An 18161-nucleotide genomic window follows, 5' to 3' on the forward strand; every position below is an offset into this window, starting at 1 on the left:
AGGCCCGAATCACTGTCTTCGCCGGCAATGGAAGGAGCCGGATATCGCTCCGCTGCTACGCGAAGACCCATCCGGCTCCCATGTTTCCAGGGCTGTGATAACAAGGTAGCGACTATCAGGCCGCGCCCGAGCCGATCCCCGTTGTCGTGTAGATCCGCCCTTCAAGACGACGCTTCAGGCCACGCGATTCGATCAGCAACCGGGTGCCATGAGCGGCATTGGAACGACCCCATTCTTCCAGCAGTTCCAGACACGAGTGGTCGATGTAGGACAGATTGCCCAACGGCACATGCACCGTGCTGCCCTGCGGGATAGTGCCCAGTGCCTGAGTCAGCGCCGGCACCTTGAGGAAGGTTGCGGCACCGACCAGACGCAGCTCGAATTCCTTCTCGCCCGCCAGTTCGACCACATTGATCTTCAGACGCGAAGCCTTGAACGCCAGTTTCACCAGAGTCAGGCCGAAACCGACCAGCACACCGGTCAGCAGGTCGGTGAAGATGATCGCAATGGCAGTCGCCGCGTAGGTGAACATCGGCATCCGGCCATAGCGGCCCAGACCGCGAAACGCCTTCAGATCGACCAGCTTCAGGCCGGTGTAGACCAGCACGCCAGCCAGACTCGCGACCGGAATGCTCTGCAGTACGCTCGACAGCAGCAACACGAATGCGAGCAGCCACAGGCCGTGGAAGATCGTCGAGAAGCGCGTGGTGGCACCGGCCTGGACGTTGGCCGAGCTGCGTACGATAACGCCTGTCATCGGCAACGCACCGAGCAGGCCGCAGAGCATGTTGCCCACGCCTTGAGCGCTGAGTTCCTTGTCGAAGTCCGAACGCTGGCCACTGTGCATGCGGTCAACCGCCGAGGCGGAAAGCAGCGTTTCGGCACTGGCGATGAACGCTACGACGATAGCCGCCACCAGAATGGCCGGATCGGCCAGATTCATCAGGTCGGCCGGGCGAAGCCAGTCGATGGCGTCGGCCAGGTTGTCAGGCACTTCGACACGCTTGACCTGCAAGGCCATGAACAGGCTGATGCCAGTGGCGATACCCACGCCCAGCAGTGCGCCGGGTACGAAGCGTAAAGCCTGAGGACGGAGTTTTTCCCAGCCCCACATGATCAGCATGGTGCCCAGACCGAGCATACCGGCCTGCATGCCGGTGCCGGGTCCGAAAGCCTGGATCAGTGTGGAAGGGAAGGCGATCAGGTTGTCCAGCCCGGAGGGTTTGGGGCCGCTGTCGAACATCACGTGTGCCTGTGACAGTACGATCAGCACACCGATACCGGCGAGCATGCCATAGACCACCGCAGGTGCCGTGACCCGGAACCAGCAGCCAAGCTTGAATCGACCCGCCAGCAGCTGAAGCAGTCCGGCGAGTACCAGGATAGGACCCAGCATGGCCATGCCGTGCTCGCGCACCACTTCAAAAACCAGTACTGCCAGACCGGCTGCGGGTCCGCTGACCTGCAGCGGCGAACCGGCTATCCAGCCGACTATCAGCCCGCCCACGATGCCGGTGATCAGACCTTTGGCCGGAGGCATGCCGGATGCAATGGCGATGCCCATGCACAGCGGCAGGGCGACCAGGAACACGACCACGGAAGCGAGCAGCTCCCGTGGTAAAGCGGTTTTCAATGCTGTAATACCCATGACGCTTCTCCGGGATTCTTCAGACGAGGCAAGACGGGCGACGCGCATCCTGCGCAGTCGCCATCAGCTGATTAAGAAGGGCTTGCCGTCAGTCGGACTGGTGATCAGTCGGCTGAAAAGCGTGCTTTCGGTGAAGCCATCGGCGTCGGTCCCTTACCGTCGAGCGGTATGAAACGATCGAGCTCGGCGTCATAAGCCAGGATTTCGCTGGTTTCGATGCTGTAGACCCAGCCGTGAATGAACAACTGGCCGCTGGCCATTTTCGCTGCGACCGAAGGGTGGGTGCGCAGGTGTTGCAACTGGGAGATCACGTTTTCCTGAGTCAGGACCTGCATGGTTTCCAGTTCGCCGCTACAGCTGCAGTTCTGCTCGACCACCGTGCGGGCAACCTCGGCATGGCGCAACCAGGCTTTTACCGTAGGCATCTTGTCCAGGCTGTCGGGGTTGAGCACTGCGCGCATGGCGCCGCAGTCAGAGTGTCCGCAAACGATGATGTGCTGCACGCCCAGTGCAACCACTGCGTATTCCAGAGCGGTGGACACGCCGCCATTCATCTGGCCATACGGCGGTACGACGTTGCCGACGTTACGCGTGACGAACAGGTCGCCTGGCGAACTTTGGGTAATCAATTCGGGCACGATGCGCGAGTCGGCGCAGGTGATGAACATGGCCCGTGGAGATTGGGCAGTCGCCAGCTTCTTGAACAGTTCTTCCTGCTGGGGGAAGACCTCTTTACGGAAATGTACAAAGCCATCGACGATATGTTTCAACGCTACGTCGGCGCTGTCCGAATGGCTTGATGTGCTGGACGACGTAGCCGAATGCTGTTTACCGATGTCTGTCATGTCTTCACCCTCTCTGACGAATTGATGTGGATTCTTCATGCCTGTTTGACCAGAGCCGGATGTGATCCCTCTCTAAAAGGCATCACGAACAAATCCCTTGAGCGCTATCGCTGATGACACTCCGAGTAACAGACTAATCGCCGAAGCTTAAACGAAACTGAATGCGATGGCTCTGGGACGCGGGTTTGCACGATGGTACCAAGTTCGTCACAGCAGCGACATTTGCCCTCCTGGCGGACAAAACGCATCGCAATCGAGTGCAAATCCACCCCGTTTGTTCAACCCGAGCCGTTTGATCGCCAGCGCATAGCGTTGAGCCAGCAGGTCGGCAAACGGTCCTTCGCCGCGCATTCGAGAACCAAACGTGCTGTCGTACACGGCTCCGCCGCGACTTTGACGAATCAGACTCATGACATGATCGGCGCGTTGCGGGTAATGCGTCTTCAGCCACTCGTCGAACAGCGGCGCGACTTCCAGCGGCAGGCGCAGCATCACGTAGCTGGCGCTCAAAGCGCCCGCAGCTTTCGCTTCGCTCAGCAGTGCCTCCAGCTCGCTGTCGTTGATCATCGGGATCATCGGCGCACACAGCACACCGACCGGGACCCCAGCCTGACGCAATACCCGAATGGCCCGCAGGCGAGCCTTGGGCGCTGCGGCCCTGGGTTCGAGGATGCATTTGAGTTCGTCATCCAGCGTCGTCAGGCTGATGAAGACCGACACCAGCCGCAGCCTGGCCATTTCTGCCAGCAGATCCAGATCGCGCAGGATCAGCGAGCCTTTGGTAATGATGCTGACCGGATGTCGATAGCGCAGTAACACCTCAAGCGTCGCCCGGGTGATGCGGTACTCACGCTCGATCGGCTGGTAGGGGTCGGTGTTGGCCCCGAGGGTGATGGGCGCGCAGCGGTAGCCGGGTTTGGACAGTTGTTGCTCGAGCAGCGCCGCCGCGTTGGTCTTGGCGATCAGCTTGGTCTCGAAGTCCAGGCCCGGCGACATGTCCCAATAGGCGTGGCTGGGTCTGGCGAAACAATAGATGCAGCCGTGCTCGCAGCCCCGGTAAGGGTTGATCGACCTGTCAAAGGGGATATCCGGCGAGCTGTTGCGGGTAATGATGCTTTTGGCTGTTTCGCTGGTGACCTGGGTGCCTTGCGTGAGCGGTACTTCCTGATACCAGCCATCGTCTTCAACCACCGACTGACTGGGTGCGAAACGGTTATGCGGATTGCTGGCAGTGCCTCGGCCACGAACCGGATAGAGACTGGACATCTGGCGTTACTCGTATACTGTTCATGCATACAGTAAAGCATAAAGCCCGGGTGGATCACCATGGCCAGCCTGCAAAACACCGCCCGTCTGACAGGCGGTGTTTTGCAGGCAGGGCAACGGTCAGGCATCGCCCTCGTGAGTCAGCTCCAGCACGCGGTCAACCAGCTTATTGATGCCCGAGGCCGCTTCGCTGATGCTCTTGGCGACCATATAGGCAGGTGTGCTGACCAGTTTTCGCGCTTCGTCCTCGACGATGTCATCGACGGCGCATTCAGCATGGCTGCCACCCATTCTAGTGATGGCCGCAGCGGTTTCAGGGTCGCTGCCGATGGTGCAGGTCACGCCGGGGCCATAGATCTTGGCCGCGAGTGCCGGGGTGATGCAGATCAGCCCGACCGGTTTACCGGCTTCGGCAAACGCCTCGGCAAGCTCCAGCAATCCCGCTTCGACCTGACAGGCCGGGCCTTGCAGGGCAAGGTCGGAAAGGTTCTTTGCCGAGCCGAAACCGCCCGGGATGATCAGGGCGTCAAAGTCTTCGGCATTTGCTTCGCGGATGTCCTTCACTTCGCCCCGTGCAATGCGCGCAGACTCGACCAGCACATTGCGCGACTCGGGCATTTCCTCACCGTTCAGGTGATTGATGACGTGATGCTGAGCGATGTCAGGCGCGAAGCACTGAACCTGCGCACCGCGCTGATCCAGACGCAACAGGGTGAGAACGCTTTCGTGAATCTCGGCACCGTCGTAGACGCCACAGCCGGAGAGGATTACAGCCACTTTTTTCTGCATCGATTTCGGCTCCTTGTGCTCGATCAACTTAAGGCTTGTTTTAATTTGTCTGTTCAGTTGATCGCTTTACGGGCCGAGTGTTCAGTTGAGGCATCGTTGGCGGTGCAAAGCCGGCTGCGCAAAGGTGCATGGGGAGGGCGGTGGCCGCGAGTTCGGCAGCGTCTGTACGCTATCGCCGAGCGAGGCTTGTCAGCCTGCGCTCGGGAGGGGGGGACGTTTATTCGTCGGATTTTTTCGTCAGATCGACGGGCACGGTGACCGGCGTTTCCAGATCGGAGGCCGCTGCCGATGCACAGAAACGGCTCTTTTCTTCACGCTCTTCACGGGCGATCCGTGCGTTCTTGACGCGTCGTCGTATCCACAGGGCCAGCCCCACCAGAACCAGCGCGCCCAGCACCCAGAGTTCATATTTCTTGACGTTACCCAGCAAGCCTTCGAGCACCGCGCCGAAGTGGTAGGCAGCCGAACCCAGCGCCGCAGCCCAGACAGCCGCGCCGATACCGTTCAGCAGAAGATAACGCCCGGGTGGATAACCCGACAGGCCGATGGCCACGGGCATGACCGTTCGCAGGCCGTACACGAAGCGGAAGCCCAATACCCAGATGTCCGGGTGCTTGCGGACCAGCCGTAGCGCCTTGTCGCCCATGAGTTGCCAGCGAGGCTTGCGCGCCAGAAGCTTGCGGCCGTGCTTGCGTCCCATGAAATACCACAACTGGTCGCCCGCATAACTGCCACAAAAGGCTACGAGGATGACGATATTGAGGTCCATGTATCCGCGGAACGCCAGGAATCCGGCAAGAACCAGAATGGTCTCGCCTTCAAAAAAGGTGCCGAGGAACAGGGCAAAGTAGCCGAATTCGTTCAAGAAATTCTGGAGCATTGTCTGGATGCTGGCGAAATGAACGCGCAGCCTAACGCGCCCAAGGCAATCATGAAAGTGTCCATATGTGTCTCGACGTTAAAGATTCTTGCAACCACAATGGTCGTATCCCCTTTAAGGCCGTGACCGCGACGTGCAGTCGCAGGTCGAACCATGACTGTCACACATTGGTCATAATGGCGGCTTATAACTGTCGCGCTTGCCCGCGTAAGCGGGCTCAGGAGTCTCGCCGTGAGCTTTACCCCCGCTAACCGCCTGTTTCCTCTCACTCGTCTGCGCCGTAATCGCCGCGACGACTTTTCCCGTCGGCTGGTGCGTGAAAACGTTGTCACTGTCGACGATCTGATTCTTCCCGTATTTGTTCTCGATGGTGAAAACCGTCGTGAGTCCATCGCCTCGATGCCTGGCGTCGAGCGCTTGAGCGTTGATCTGTTGCTCAAGGAAGCCGAGCACTGGGTCGCGTTGGGTATCCCTGCGCTGGCGCTGTTCCCGGTGACACCGCCGGAAAAGAAATCCCTCGACGGTGCCGAAGCCTGGAACCCGGACGGCATCGCCCAGCGCGCGACCCGCGCCCTGCGTGACCGTTTCCCGGAGCTGGGCGTCATCACTGATGTGGCGCTGGACCCGTTCACCACGCATGGTCAGGACGGCATCCTCGACGACGAGGGCTACGTTCAGAACGACATCACTGTCGACGCGCTGGTGAAACAGGCGCTGTCGCACGCCGATGCCGGTGCTCAGGTGGTCGCACCATCGGACATGATGGACGGTCGCATTCAGGCCATCCGCGAGTCTCTGGAGCTGGCCGGGCATGTGAATGTCAGGATCATGGCCTATTCGGCCAAGTACGCCAGTGCCTACTACGGTCCGTTCCGTGATGCGGTGGGTTCCTCCCTGAATCTGGGCAAGGCCAACAAGGCCTCCTATCAGATGGACCCGGCCAACAGCAACGAGGCTCTGCACGAAGTGGCAGCCGACCTTGCCGAAGGCGCCGACATGGTCATGGTCAAGCCTGGCATGCCTTATCTGGACATTCTGTACAGGGTCAAGGATGAGTTCAAAGTGCCGACCTTTGTTTATCAGGTCAGCGGTGAATACGCGATGCACATGGCCGCAATCCAGAACGGTTGGCTGAGTGAAGGGGTGATTCTCGAGTCCCTCACTGCCTTCAAACGCGCCGGCGCCGACGGCATTCTTACCTACTTTGCTGTTCGCGCCGCTCAACTGTTGAAGGGGCAATAGCCTCACAGGAACATTCATGAATACCGAAGCACTCATCGAAGCCGCTGTTCAAGTCGATGTCCCGGAGGCAACACCCGTGGTCGAACCTGACATCGAAGTAATCCCGGCCATCGAGGCACCCGCCGCTGCGGTGCCCGCTATCGTCGCTCCGAACCTGGACGATAGCAGCCTGTATATCCACCGTGAGCTGTCGCAACTACAGTTCAATATCCGGGTTCTGGAACAGGCGCTCGATGAGTCCTACCCATTGCTGGAGCGGCTGAAGTTTTTGCTGATCTTCTCCAGCAACCTTGATGAGTTCTTCGAGATTCGTGTTGCAGGCCTGAAGAAGCAGATCACCTTTGCCCGCGAACAGGCGGGCGCTGATGGTCTGCAGCCGCATCAGGCGCTGGCCAGGATCAGTGAACTGGTACACGGTCATGTGGATCGCCAGTACGCGATCCTCAACGATATTCTGCTGCCGGAGCTGGAGAAACATCAGGTCCGCTTCATTCGTCGCCGTCACTGGACGGCCAAGCTCAAGGCCTGGGTACGACGCTACTTCCGCGACGAGATCGCGCCGATCATCACCCCGATCGGCCTCGACCCGACGCACCCGTTCCCTTTGCTGGTCAACAAGAGCCTGAATTTCATCGTCGAGCTTGAAGGCATCGATGCCTTCGGGCGCGACTCCGGTCTTGCGATCATTCCCGCGCCGCGTCTGCTGCCGCGAGTGATCAAGGTGCCGGAAGATGTCTGCGGGCCTGGCGACAACTTCGTGTTCCTGTCGTCGATGATCCACGCCCACGCTGACGATCTGTTTCAGGGCATGAAGGTCAAGGGCTGCTACCAGTTCCGCCTGACCCGAAACGCTGACCTGGCGCTGGACTCCGAAGATGTGGAAGACCTGGCGCGCGCACTGCGTGGCGAGCTGTTCTCGCGTCGCTATGGTGATGCGGTACGTCTGGAAGTGGCGGACACCTGCCCGAAACACCTGTCGGACTACCTGCTCAAGCAGTTCAACCTGAACGAGTCCGAGCTGTATCAGGTGAATGGCCCGGTCAACCTGACGCGTCTGTTCAGCATCACCGGCCTGGACAGCCATCCCGAATTGCAATACCCGCCGTTCACGCCAGCCATCCCCAAGCTGCTGCAGAACAGCGAAAACGTTTTCAGCGTGGTCAGCAAACAGGACATCCTGTTGCTGCACCCTTTCGAGTCGTTCACGCCCGTGGTCGATTTGCTGCGCCAGGCGGCAAAAGACCCGCACGTGCTGGCGGTACGCCAGACGCTGTATCGCAGCGGCGCGAACTCGGAAATCGTCGATGCACTGGTCGATGCCGCGCGTAACGGCAAGGAAGTCACTGCGGTGATCGAGTTGCGTGCGCGCTTCGATGAAGAGTCCAACCTGCAACTGGCCAGCCGCCTGCAGGCCGCCGGTGCGGTGGTGATCTACGGCGTGGTCGGCTTCAAGACCCACGCCAAGATGATGTTGATCCTGCGTCGCGAAGCGGGCGAGATCGTGCGTTATGCGCATCTCGGGACCGGCAACTACCACGCCGGTAACGCACGTCTGTATACCGACTACAGCTTGCTGACCTCCGATGACGCGTTGTGTGAAGACGTCGGCAAACTGTTCAGCCAGTTGATCGGCATGGGCAAGACGCTGCGGATGAAGAAGCTGCTGCATGCGCCGTTCACGCTCAAGAAAGGCATGCTCGACATGATCGCCCGCGAGACGCAATTTGCGCTCGACGGCAAGCCTGCGCACATCATCGCCAAGTTCAACTCGCTGACCGATCCGAAGATCATCCGGGCGTTGTACAAGGCCAGCCAGTCCGGTGTGCGCATCGATCTGGTGGTGCGCGGCATGTGCTGTCTGCGTCCGGGCATCGCCGGGGTTTCGCACAACATCCATGTGCGCTCGATCATCGGCCGCTTCCTGGAGCACACGCGAGTGTTCTACTTCCTCAACGGCGGAGACGAGCAGATGTTCCTGTCGAGTGCCGACTGGATGGAGCGCAACCTCGACAAGCGCGTCGAGACCTGCTTCCCGGTGGAAGGCAAGAAGTTGATTCTGCGTGTGAAGAAGGAACTGGAAAGCTACCTGACCGACAACACCCACAGCTGGCTGTTGCAGTCGGACGGGCGTTACGTGCGCAGCACGCCGACCGGTAATCAGAACCCGCGAAGCGCCCAGGCGACTCTTTTGGAGCGCCTGAGCAACCCGGTACTCAGCGTACGCTGAAGACGATGCCGACTCGGGTCAGCCACTCCGCTTCCAGCGCGAAGTCGGCCTGAGTCAGCTGGTTGTTTTCCAGCCAGCCTTTCGGGAATTCGGCGTCCAGATTCGGGCCGTCGGCACGCAACGTCACACGTGGCATCTCCTGGGTGCCACGAATGTGGTGAAACAGAATCGCAAAGCGCAACAGCACGCACAGGCGAATCAGCTTGATGCCTTCATCGCCGAACTCGGCGAACTTGTCCTTGGGAATATTACGGCGATGACCGCGCACCAGCAGTGCAAGCATTTGCTGGTCTTCGCGTGAGAAACCGGCAAGGTCGGAGTGCTCGATCAGGTACGCGCCGTGCTTGTGGTAGTGATAGTGAGCGATGTCCAGGCCGATCTCGTGCACCTTGGCCGCCCAGCTCAGCAGTTCGGCGTAGCTTTCGTGCTGCAGGTCCCAACTCTCGGCAACCTGCTCCAGCGCATGCAGCGCCTTGGCTTCAACGCGTGCGGCCTGCTCCAGATCGACGTGATAACGCTCCATCAGCGAGCTGAGCGTACGCTCACGCACGTCTTCGTGATGATGGCGGCCCATCAGGTCATACAACACGCCTTCACGCAGGGCACCTTCGCAGTGATCCATGCGCTTGAGCTCGAGGGCGTCGAAGATGGCTTCCAGAATCGCCAGGCCTGCGGGGAAAATGGCGCGACGGTCGGGTTTGATGCCGTCGAAGTCGATCTTTTCCACGTCACCCAGCTTGAACAGCTTGCGCTTGAGCCAGGCCAGCCCTTCGGCGTTGACCTCGCCAGCGCCGTAACCATTGGCCTTGAGCGCCACGCCGATAGCACGAATGGTGCCTGACGAACCGATCGCTTCATCCCACTTGAGGCGATGCAGCGCGTGTTCGATGCTCATGATTTCCAGACGGGCAGCGGTATAGGCCTGAGCGTACCGGGCCGGTGTCACCTTGCCGTCGCGGAAGTAGCGCTGGGTAAAACTCACGCAGCCCATCTGCAAGCTTTCACGCAGCAGCGGCTCGAAGCGCTGGCCGATGATGAATTCGGTACTACCGCCGCCGATGTCGGCGACCAGACGTTTGCCCGGGGTGTCGGCCAGCGTGTGGGAGACGCCCAGGTAAATGAGGCGCGCTTCTTCGCGGCCGGAAATCACTTCCACCGGGTGGCCGAGGATTTCTTCGGCGCGGTGAATGAAGTCGTTGCGGTTACGCGCCTCGCGCAGGGCATTGGTGCCCACGATGCGCACCGCACCGAGCGGCAGCCCGTTGATCAACTGGGCGAAGCGTTTCAGGCAGTCGAGACCGCGTTGCATGGATTCTTCGGTCAACTGGCGCTCTTCGTCGATGCCAGCGGCCAACTGCACCTTCTCGCCCAGGCGCTCAAGAATGCGAATCTCGCCCTGATTGGCTTTTGCCACAACCATATGAAAGCTGTTGGAGCCCAGGTCGATAGCGGCGATCAGTGAAAAATTCTTGGGTGTTGAGTGCGGCATGGTCAGGAAGTCCGGTTCGATAACCGGACCATCGTGCCACGATCCATGCTTGCCGCCAACGCGAAGCTGTTCAGGCACCGGAAATACCCGGTATTACTCGCGCGCGTGGCGTATGGCTATCAATGCCATGTGACGCAGAGCGTTACCAAATGCATTACCACGCTGGAGCGTGCGGAACGAGAGGTATCCCTAAGAACGCCATCGTGTCCATGCTCCGCGCTCAGCGTAATACACAGTCTTGGTGGGAGCGAGCTTGCTCGCGAAGAGGTCGGTGCAGCACCGGGAAATATGGCGTTTGGACCAAAGTCTTCGTGAGCAAGCTCACTCCCACCAAGATTTCTGTCCAGCCCGATACAGCATGTAGCTGTGACGCGGAGCGTCACGAAATGCATTCCCACTCCAGCGTGGGAATGCCTGGCGTGACGCTCCGCGTCACAGATCTGCGCTGCACGCATACGCAGCCCTGAATACCGGGCAAAGAATATGTATGTCTGAAATTCTGGCATAGGGCTACTATCCGGACGACACTTTGGCCGGGCTTTTGCTCGTGCAGATTTGAAAACCGGCAGGAGCCCCTGTCGCCATGGATTTCAAAAGGATGTGTTCGATGCCCGTAGCCCCTCGTTTCCTTGACCATTACCGCAAGGCCGACCGGATCATGCTGGGTCTGATCTGGCTGTTGTTCATCTACGCGCTGGGGTTGGCGTTCTGGTTCGACACCTTCACCCAGGCAGTCGTCGTCGGTGGCGGCACCGCGGTGGTGCTGACCGGGCTGTATCGGGCCATCGGCGGCACCCGATTGATGCGTTGCTGTTTCGGTGTAGGCCTGATGGTCATGACCGCGATGCACATCAATCAGGCCCACGGGCAGGTCGAGATACATTTCGGCATCTTCGTCCTGCTGGCGGTGCTGACCTTCTACCGCGACTGGCTGCCGATTCTGGTCGCTGCCGTTACCATCGCCCTCCACCACATCGGTTTCCATGCCCTGCAGCATTCCGGCTTCCCGGTGTACGTCATGCACCACGGCTTCGGCTGGAGCATGGTGCTTGTGCATGCGGTGTATGTGGTCGTTGAAAGCGCGATTCTGGTCTACCTGGCCGTGCAGAATCAGGCCGAGGCGGTCGAGAATCAGGACATGCTGGACCGGATGCTGGCCACCACCAACCAGTTCTCCACCGATAGCCAGTCCAGCCAGCAGTCGGGCAAACATGTCTCGCTGGCGCAGCGGTTCGAGCAGTTTCTGGCGCAGATCACCGGCCTGGTCGACGGCGTGGTGCGTGACACTCGCGGGCTTGGCGAACTGGGTCATGACCTCGCCAAGGCCAGCAGTACGCTGGAAACCGGTGCGCAGCATCAGCTCAGTGAAATCGCGCGCATGACCGGCGCGATGCAGCGCATGGGCGATGCCATGAACGATATCTCCAGCCACGTCGCGCAAGCCGTGCAGCGGGCCGGTGACGCAAGCGATCAGGTCGCTCACGGGCGCGACAGTGTCGACCGTGCGCAGAGCGAAATCACCCAGCTTGCCGCGCGCATCACGACCACCGATGAGACCGTACAAGCCCTGGCCAACCAGTCAGAACAGATCGGCAAGGTGCTGGACGTGATCGGCAGCATTGCCGAGCAGACCAACCTGCTGGCCCTCAACGCCGCAATCGAAGCCGCCCGCGCCGGTGAGCAGGGCCGAGGCTTTGCAGTGGTGGCCGATGAAGTGCGCAACCTGGCCCAGCGCACAGCAGCCTCGACCAAGGAAATCCAGACCATCATCGAAGACCTGCAAAAAGGCAGTCGTCAGGCCGCTACGGCCATGAACGACAGCCTGCAGGGCGTCGGGCGTTGTGTCGAGGACAGCCAGCGCGCTTCGCAATCCCTGCGCGCAGTCGGCGAAGGGATCGGCCATATCACCCGGCTCAACGGCTTGATTGCCACGACGACCGAACAGCAGTCCGCCGTCAGCCGGGAAATGGCCGACCAGTTGCGCTCGGTGCAGACCATCGCCGAACACACCGCCGCCAATATCGGTGTGCTGGCGACCAGCAGCCAGAGCCTGTCACCACTGGCCATCCGCCTGGAAGCGCTGGGCCAGAGCTTTCACGCGTAGCTTTCGCGCTCAGGCGAACACCAGCCCCGACGAACGCAGCAGTTCCTGAGTGTAGGCCTGCTGCGGTGCGGCGAAGATCTCGCGGGACGGGCCCTGTTCGACGACCTTGCCGTCCTTGATGACGATCAGGTCATGGGCCAGGGCGTGAACCACCGCCAGGTCATGGCTGATAAACAGATACGTCAGGCCATGACGGATTTGCAGATCGCGCAGCAGGGCGACGATCTGCTTTTGCACGGTCCGGTCGAGCGCCGAGGTCGGCTCGTCGAGCAGGATCAGATCCGGTTCAAGCACCAGCGCCCGTGCGATGGAAATACGCTGGCGCTGACCGCCGGAAAACTCGTGCGGGTAACGATGCCGGGTGGCCGGGTCCAGGCCAACTTCCTGCAACACGCGGATCACGGTCTGTTCACGCTCTTTCGGCGTACCGATGTTGTGCGTCACCAGGCCCTCGGCAATGATCTGTTCCACAGTCATGCGCGGGCTGAGACTGCCGAACGGGTCCTGAAACACCACCTGCAGCTGACGGCGCAATGGGCGCATCAGGTGCTGGCTGTGCAGGCTCAGTTCCTTGGTGCCGAACCGGATGCTGCCCTCTGAATCGACCAGGCGCAAAATCGCCTGGCCCATGGTCGATTTACCCGAACCTGACTCGCCGACAATGCCCAGCGTCTTGCCCTTGAGCAGCTCGAAACTCACCCCGTCCACTGCCTTCACATACTGCGGTTCACGCTTGAACCAGGCCTTGCCCAGCGGGAACCAGACCTTCAGGTCCTGCACCGACAGCAGCGTGTTGCTGTGCGTGGACGGCACCGGTTCGCCATCCGGCTCGGCATTGATCAGCAGACGGCTGTAAGGGTGCTGCGGGCTGTCGAACAGGGTCTGGCAATCGGCCTGCTCGACGATCTCGCCCTCACGCATCACGCAGACCCGCTGGGCGATGCGCCGCACCAGATTGAGGTCGTGGCTGATCAACAGCAGCGACATGTTCAAGCGTTGTTGCAGGGACTTGAGCAACTCCAGAATCTTCACCTGCACGGTCACATCCAGCGCGGTAGTCGGCTCGTCGGCGATCAGCAGATCCGGCTCGTTGGCCAGCGCCATGGCAATCATGATGCGCTGGCGTTGCCCGCCCGACAGTTGATGCGGATACGCCTTGAGACGGGACAGCGGATCACGAATGCCGACCAGTTCCAGCAGCTCCAGGGTGCGGCTCAGCGCAGCCTTGCCCTTGAGGCCCTTATGGGTGACGAGGATTTCGCCGATCTGTTTTTCAACCGTGTGCAGCGGGTTCAGCGAGCTCATGGGCTCCTGAAAAATCATCGCCACGCGGTTGCCGCGCAGGCTGCGCAACTGCTTGTCGCTGGCGCTGACCAGGTCCAGCCCGTCGTAACGAATCGAGCCTTGCGTGCTGACGGTTTTCGCCGGCAACAGGCGCAGAATCGAATGCGCCGTGACCGATTTGCCCGAGCCGGATTCGCCCACCAGCGCCAGGCACTCGCCACGGCGGATGTCGAGGCTGACGCCATGCACCACTTCGCGGCCGTTGAAGGCGACCCGCAGGTCGCGAATTTCAATCAGGTTGTCGTGCATGTCAGCTCCGAGGATCGAACGCGTCGCGGCAGGCTTCGCCGATGAACACCAGCAGAGAAAGAATCAAGGCCAGCACCACGAACGCGGTCAGCCCCAGCCAGGGTGCTTGCAGGTTGCGCTTGGCCTCGCCGATCAGCTCGCCCAGCGACGCACTGCCCGCCGGCATGCCGAAACCAAGAAAATCCAGCGCAGTGAGGGTGGCGATGGCGCCAGTGATGATGAACGGCAGGTAGGTCAGGGTACTGGTCATCGCGTTGGGCAGGATGTGTCGCCACATCAGCGCAGCGTCGGTCAGACCCAATGCGCGGGCAGCTTTGACGTACTCCAGATTGCGCCCACGCAGGAACTCGGCACGCACCACGTCCACCAGCGACAGCCAGGAGAACAGCGCCATGATCCCCAGTAACCACCAGAAACTGGGCGACACAAAACCGGACAGAATGATCAGCAGGTACAGCACCGGCAGCCCCGACCAGATCTCCTGAATGCGCTGGCCGATGAGGTCGGTCATGCCGCCGTAGTAACCCTGAATCGCCCCGGCACACACGCCGATCACCGTGCTGATCGCGGTCAGCAGCAGCGCGAACAGAATGGATATCCGCGCGCCGAACAGCACACGTGCCAACACATCGCGAGCCTGCTCGTCGGTGCCCAGCCAGTTGATGTGGTCCGGCGGGCTGGGCGATGGCGCGTCCAGGTCATAGTTGATGGTGTCGTAGCTGAACGGTATCGGCGCGAACAGCATCCAGCCGTTTTTCGCTGCGATCAGCTTGCGCACGTAGTCGCTGGCATAGTCCGGTTCGAAAGGCAGCTCGCCGCCGAAATCGGTTTCCATGTAGGTGTGCAGCACCGGGTAATACAACTGCCCGTCGCAGCGGATCAGCAGCGGTTTGTCGTTGGCGATCAGTTCGCCGCACAGGCACACCAGCAGCAGGCCGATGAAGATCCACAGCGACCACCAACCGCGACGGTTGGCCTTGAACAGATCGAAGCGGCGCCGGGTCTGGGGAGAGAACTCGAACATCAGGCGCTCCTCGCGGAAAAGTCGATGCGGGGGTCCACCAGCGTATAACACAGGTCACCAATCAGTTTGATCAGCAGGCCGAACAGCGTGAACAGAAACAGCGTGCCGAACACGATGGGGTAGTCGCGCGAGACCGCTGCTTCGTAACTCATGCGTCCCAAACCATCGAGGCCGAAGATGGTTTCGATCAGCAGCGAGCCGGCGAAGAACACTTCGATCAAGGCCTGTGGAATACCGGCGATCACCAGCAACATGGCGTTGCGAAACACATGGCCGTACAGCACGCGGTGCTCGGTCAGGCCCTTGGCGCGCGCCGTGACCACGTACTGGCGGCTGATCTCGTTGAGAAAGCTGTTCTTGGTGAGGATGGTCAGCGTGGCGAACCCGCCGATCACCAGCGAACTGACCGGCAGCACCAGGTGCCACAGATAGTCCTTCACCTTGCCCCAGGTGCTCAGGCTGTCGAAGTTGTCCGAGAACAGCCCTTGCGCCGGAAACCAGCTCAGGTAACTGCCCCCGGCGAACACCACGATCAACAGAATGGCGAACAGAAACGCGGGCGTGGCGTAACCGATGATCACCAGCGTGCTGCTCCAGACATCGAATGCGCTGCCATGCCGCACCGCTTTGCGAATGCCCAGCGGGATGGAAATCAGGTACGTGATCAGCGTCGCCCAGAGCCCGAGGGACAGCGACACCGGCAGCTTTTGCGCGATCAGTTCGGTGACCGGTGCACCGCGGAAGAAGCTGGTGCCGAAATCCAGTTGTGCGTAGTTCTTGAGCATCAGCCACAGCCGTTCGTGCATCGGTTTGTCGAAACCGTAGTGTTGCTTGATCTGCTCGATCAGCGCCGGGTCCAGACCGCGGGTGCTGCGGCTGGCGGTGCCGGAGGCAGCCACTTCGCCCCCGCCGCCACCCACACCGTTGGGGCTGAAGCCCTGAATGCGCGCGATGGCCTGCTCGACCGGTCCGCCGGGGGCGGCCTGCACGATCAGGAAGTTGACGATCAGAATGGCCAGCAGCGTGGGAATGATCAGCAGCAGGCGTCGAATCACATAAGCCAGCATCTCAATACTCCTTGGCAGCGGCAGGTTTGCCGGTCAGCGCAGTGGCCTGAGCATTGGTCAGCGGCGTCGGGCTGATCTGCCACCAGGTTTCCAGACCCACGTCATAGATGGGTGCCACATCCGGCATGCCGAAACGGTTGGCGAACACCAGCGGCGTGCCCTTGGAGTAGTAGTTGGGGATCATGTAGTAACCCCACTGCAGGACCCGATCCAGCGCCCGCGCGTAGAGCACCATGTCGTTGCGCGTATTGGCGCTGACCAGCCCGTCGATCAGCGTGTCCACCGCAGGGTTACGCAGCACCATGGCGTTGGAGCTGCCCACTTCGGTGGCGCTTTGCGAGCCATACAGGTTGTACAGCTCACGGCCCGGAGAGATGATCGGATTGCCGTTTTTCGGCAGGCTGACCACGATCATGTCGTAGTCCCGCGCATTGAGCCGGTTGATGTACTGCGCCGAATCGATGCGCAGAAAATCCAGCGTGATGCCGATCTGCGCCAGCGTGCGCTTGAAGGGCAGAATCAGCCGGTCGAAGCCGCCCTGACCATCGAGAAAACTGAACACCATCGGCTCGCCCGCCGCGTTGACCAGCTTGTTGTCCTTCGGATGCCAGCCGGCTTCGGCCAGCAGCTTGAGGGCCTGCAACTGCTTGTCACGGATGTAACCGCTGCCGTCGGTTTTCGGTGGCTGATAGACCTTGCTGAACACCTCGTCCGGCACCTGCCCGCGCAAGGGCTCGAGGATCTTCAGCTCGGCCGGGGTCGGCAGCTCGGTGGCGGCCATGTCGCTTTTCGGGAAATAGCTTTGTTCGCGCACGTAGAAATTGCGCATGACCCGGCGGTTGATCCAGTCGAAATCCCACAGCAATGACAGCGCCTCGCGCACGCGGCGGTCCTTGAACATGGGATTGTCAAGATTGAACACAAAGCCCTGCGCGGCGACCGGACGTTGCGGTGCGAGGATGCGCTTTTGCAGGCGCCCGTCGTCAATCGCCGGGCCGCTGTAGCCGACCACGAAGCCTGAAGAGGAGAACTCGCGGTTGTAGTCGAACGTCCCGGCCTGCAGCAGCTGGCGGGCGATTTCGGTGTCGCCGTAGTAGTTCACGGTGAGCGTGTCGAAGTTGTACAGACCACGGCTGACCGGCAGGTCCTTGCCCCACCAGTCCTTGACCCGTTCGAAGGTGACGCTGCGCCCGGCGTCAACCTTGGCGACGCGGTACGGCCCGTTGCCCAGCGGCGGTTCGAAACCGCCGCCGTTGGCGAAGTCGCGGGTCTTCCACCAGTGTTCGGGGAGGATGTGCAGGCTGGCAATGTCCAGCGCCAGCATGCGGTTGAGGTTGTTCTTGAAGTCGAAGCGAATCTGCAGCGGGCCTTCGATGGTCACCTCTTTGACGTCGGCGAACATCGGTCGATAGCTGAAGCTGCCCTTGGTGGTCATCAGCTCGAAGGTGTAGCGCACGTCTTCGGCGGTAACGGGCTTGCCGTCCTCGAAACGCGCCTTGGGGTTGAGGAAAAAACGAATCCACAGACCGTCCGGGTCCATCTCCATCTTTTCCGCGATCAGGCCATACACCGTGTACGGCTCATCCAGCGAGCGATAGGCCAGTGGCGAGTACACCCAGCTGTCGACCTCGCGCACATTGATGCCCTGATCGACGTAGGGATTGAGGTAATTGAACTGGCCGATTTCTTCCGCCGAGCGCGTCAGCGAGCCGCCTTTAGGGGCGTTCGGGTTGACGTAATCGAAGTGCTTAAAGCCAGCCGGGTATTTCGCCGCCTCGCCATAGACGGTCAAGGCGTGGGTCGGCGTCGCCAGCACGGTCTGCCAGCCACTGCACAGCGCAACACCCAGAAGCAGGCGCCGCAGAAAACGGTTAAGACGCGACATGGTGGGGCTTTCCTCGTACGCACTGAATGACGGGACACTGCGAAAAAGCCCCCGGCCGGGGAAGGCGGATGAAACCTGGGCCGGAGGGGGCGAGCTCGCAAT

Annotated in this window: 13 protein-coding genes; 3 read left to right on the forward strand and 10 right to left on the reverse strand. The window is 60.8% G+C overall.

Features of this window, described 5'->3' with window-relative positions:
• Window positions 1-115: 115 nt before the first annotated feature.
• From JOE29_RS23935 to JOE29_RS23955, 5 genes are all read right to left on the reverse strand, one after another.
• Window positions 116-1648, reverse strand: coding sequence for a SulP family inorganic anion transporter (locus tag JOE29_RS23935; protein WP_003317364.1), 1533 nt, complete (start codon window positions 1646-1648; stop codon window positions 116-118).
• A 104-nt stretch (window positions 1649-1752) separates the two neighbouring features.
• Window positions 1753-2493, reverse strand: a complete 741-nt coding sequence (locus JOE29_RS23940; protein ID WP_004409041.1) for a carbonic anhydrase — start codon at window positions 2491-2493, stop codon at window positions 1753-1755.
• A gap of 207 nt (window positions 2494-2700) precedes the next feature.
• Window positions 2701-3759 carry a PA0069 family radical SAM protein gene (locus JOE29_RS23945; RefSeq protein ID WP_024693694.1) on the reverse strand — a complete coding sequence of 353 codons (1059 nt, stop codon included), beginning with the start codon at window positions 3757-3759 and terminating at the stop codon, window positions 2701-2703.
• 120 nt (window positions 3760-3879) lie between these two features.
• Window positions 3880-4548, reverse strand: coding sequence for an isoprenoid biosynthesis glyoxalase ElbB (gene elbB / locus JOE29_RS23950; protein ID WP_210079932.1), 669 nt, complete (start codon window positions 4546-4548; stop codon window positions 3880-3882).
• Window positions 4549-4765: 217 nt separating this feature from the next.
• Complete coding sequence (locus tag JOE29_RS23955; protein ID WP_003392491.1) at window positions 4766-5428, reverse strand: DedA family protein; 663 nt, start codon at window positions 5426-5428, stop codon at window positions 4766-4768.
• 231 nt (window positions 5429-5659) lie between these two features.
• Here JOE29_RS23955 and hemB point away from each other — a divergent pair, with 231 nt between their 5' ends.
• Complete coding sequence (gene hemB / locus JOE29_RS23960) at window positions 5660-6670, forward strand: porphobilinogen synthase (RefSeq protein WP_044312722.1); 1011 nt, start codon at window positions 5660-5662, stop codon at window positions 6668-6670.
• Window positions 6671-6686: 16 nt separating this feature from the next.
• Window positions 6687-8897 carry a polyphosphate kinase 1 gene (gene ppk1 / locus JOE29_RS23965; RefSeq protein ID WP_003392490.1) on the forward strand — a complete coding sequence of 737 codons (2211 nt, stop codon included), beginning with the start codon at window positions 6687-6689 and terminating at the stop codon, window positions 8895-8897.
• Here the strand turns inward: ppk1 and ppx are convergent.
• Window positions 8884-10386: an exopolyphosphatase gene (gene ppx, locus JOE29_RS23970; protein WP_003392489.1), complete on the reverse strand. Its 1503-nt coding sequence runs from the start codon at window positions 10384-10386 to the stop codon at window positions 8884-8886. The genes ppk1 and ppx overlap by 14 nt on opposite strands.
• Before the next feature lie 607 nt (window positions 10387-10993).
• Here ppx and JOE29_RS23975 point away from each other — a divergent pair.
• Window positions 10994-12490 (forward strand): methyl-accepting chemotaxis protein, encoded by a 1497-nt coding sequence (locus JOE29_RS23975; protein WP_044312770.1) that lies wholly within the window; start codon window positions 10994-10996, stop codon window positions 12488-12490.
• Window positions 12491-12499: 9 nt separating this feature from the next.
• On the opposite strand, the gene JOE29_RS23980 is transcribed toward JOE29_RS23975, so the two are convergent.
• From JOE29_RS23980 to JOE29_RS23995, 4 genes are read right to left on the reverse strand one after another with little or no spacing between them, the layout of a single operon-like run.
• Window positions 12500-14083, reverse strand: coding sequence for an ABC transporter ATP-binding protein (locus JOE29_RS23980; RefSeq protein WP_103365005.1), 1584 nt, complete (start codon window positions 14081-14083; stop codon window positions 12500-12502).
• 1 nt (window position 14084) lies between these two features.
• Window positions 14085-15107, reverse strand: a complete 1023-nt coding sequence (locus JOE29_RS23985; protein ID WP_210079933.1) for an ABC transporter permease — start codon at window positions 15105-15107, stop codon at window positions 14085-14087.
• Window positions 15107-16174 (reverse strand): microcin C ABC transporter permease YejB, encoded by a 1068-nt coding sequence (gene yejB, locus JOE29_RS23990; RefSeq protein ID WP_003413943.1) that lies wholly within the window; start codon window positions 16172-16174, stop codon window positions 15107-15109. The genes JOE29_RS23985 and yejB overlap by 1 nt, the downstream gene beginning before the upstream one ends.
• A 1-nt stretch (window position 16175) precedes the next feature.
• On the reverse strand, window positions 16176-18059 hold the full coding sequence (locus JOE29_RS23995) for an extracellular solute-binding protein (RefSeq protein ID WP_210079934.1): 1884 nt from the start codon (window positions 18057-18059) through the stop codon (window positions 16176-16178).
• Between the last annotated feature and the right edge of the window lie 102 nt (window positions 18060-18161).

Source organism: Pseudomonas sp. PvP009, assembly GCF_017832995.1.
GTDB classification, from domain to species: domain Bacteria; phylum Pseudomonadota; class Gammaproteobacteria; order Pseudomonadales; family Pseudomonadaceae; genus Aquipseudomonas; species Aquipseudomonas syringae.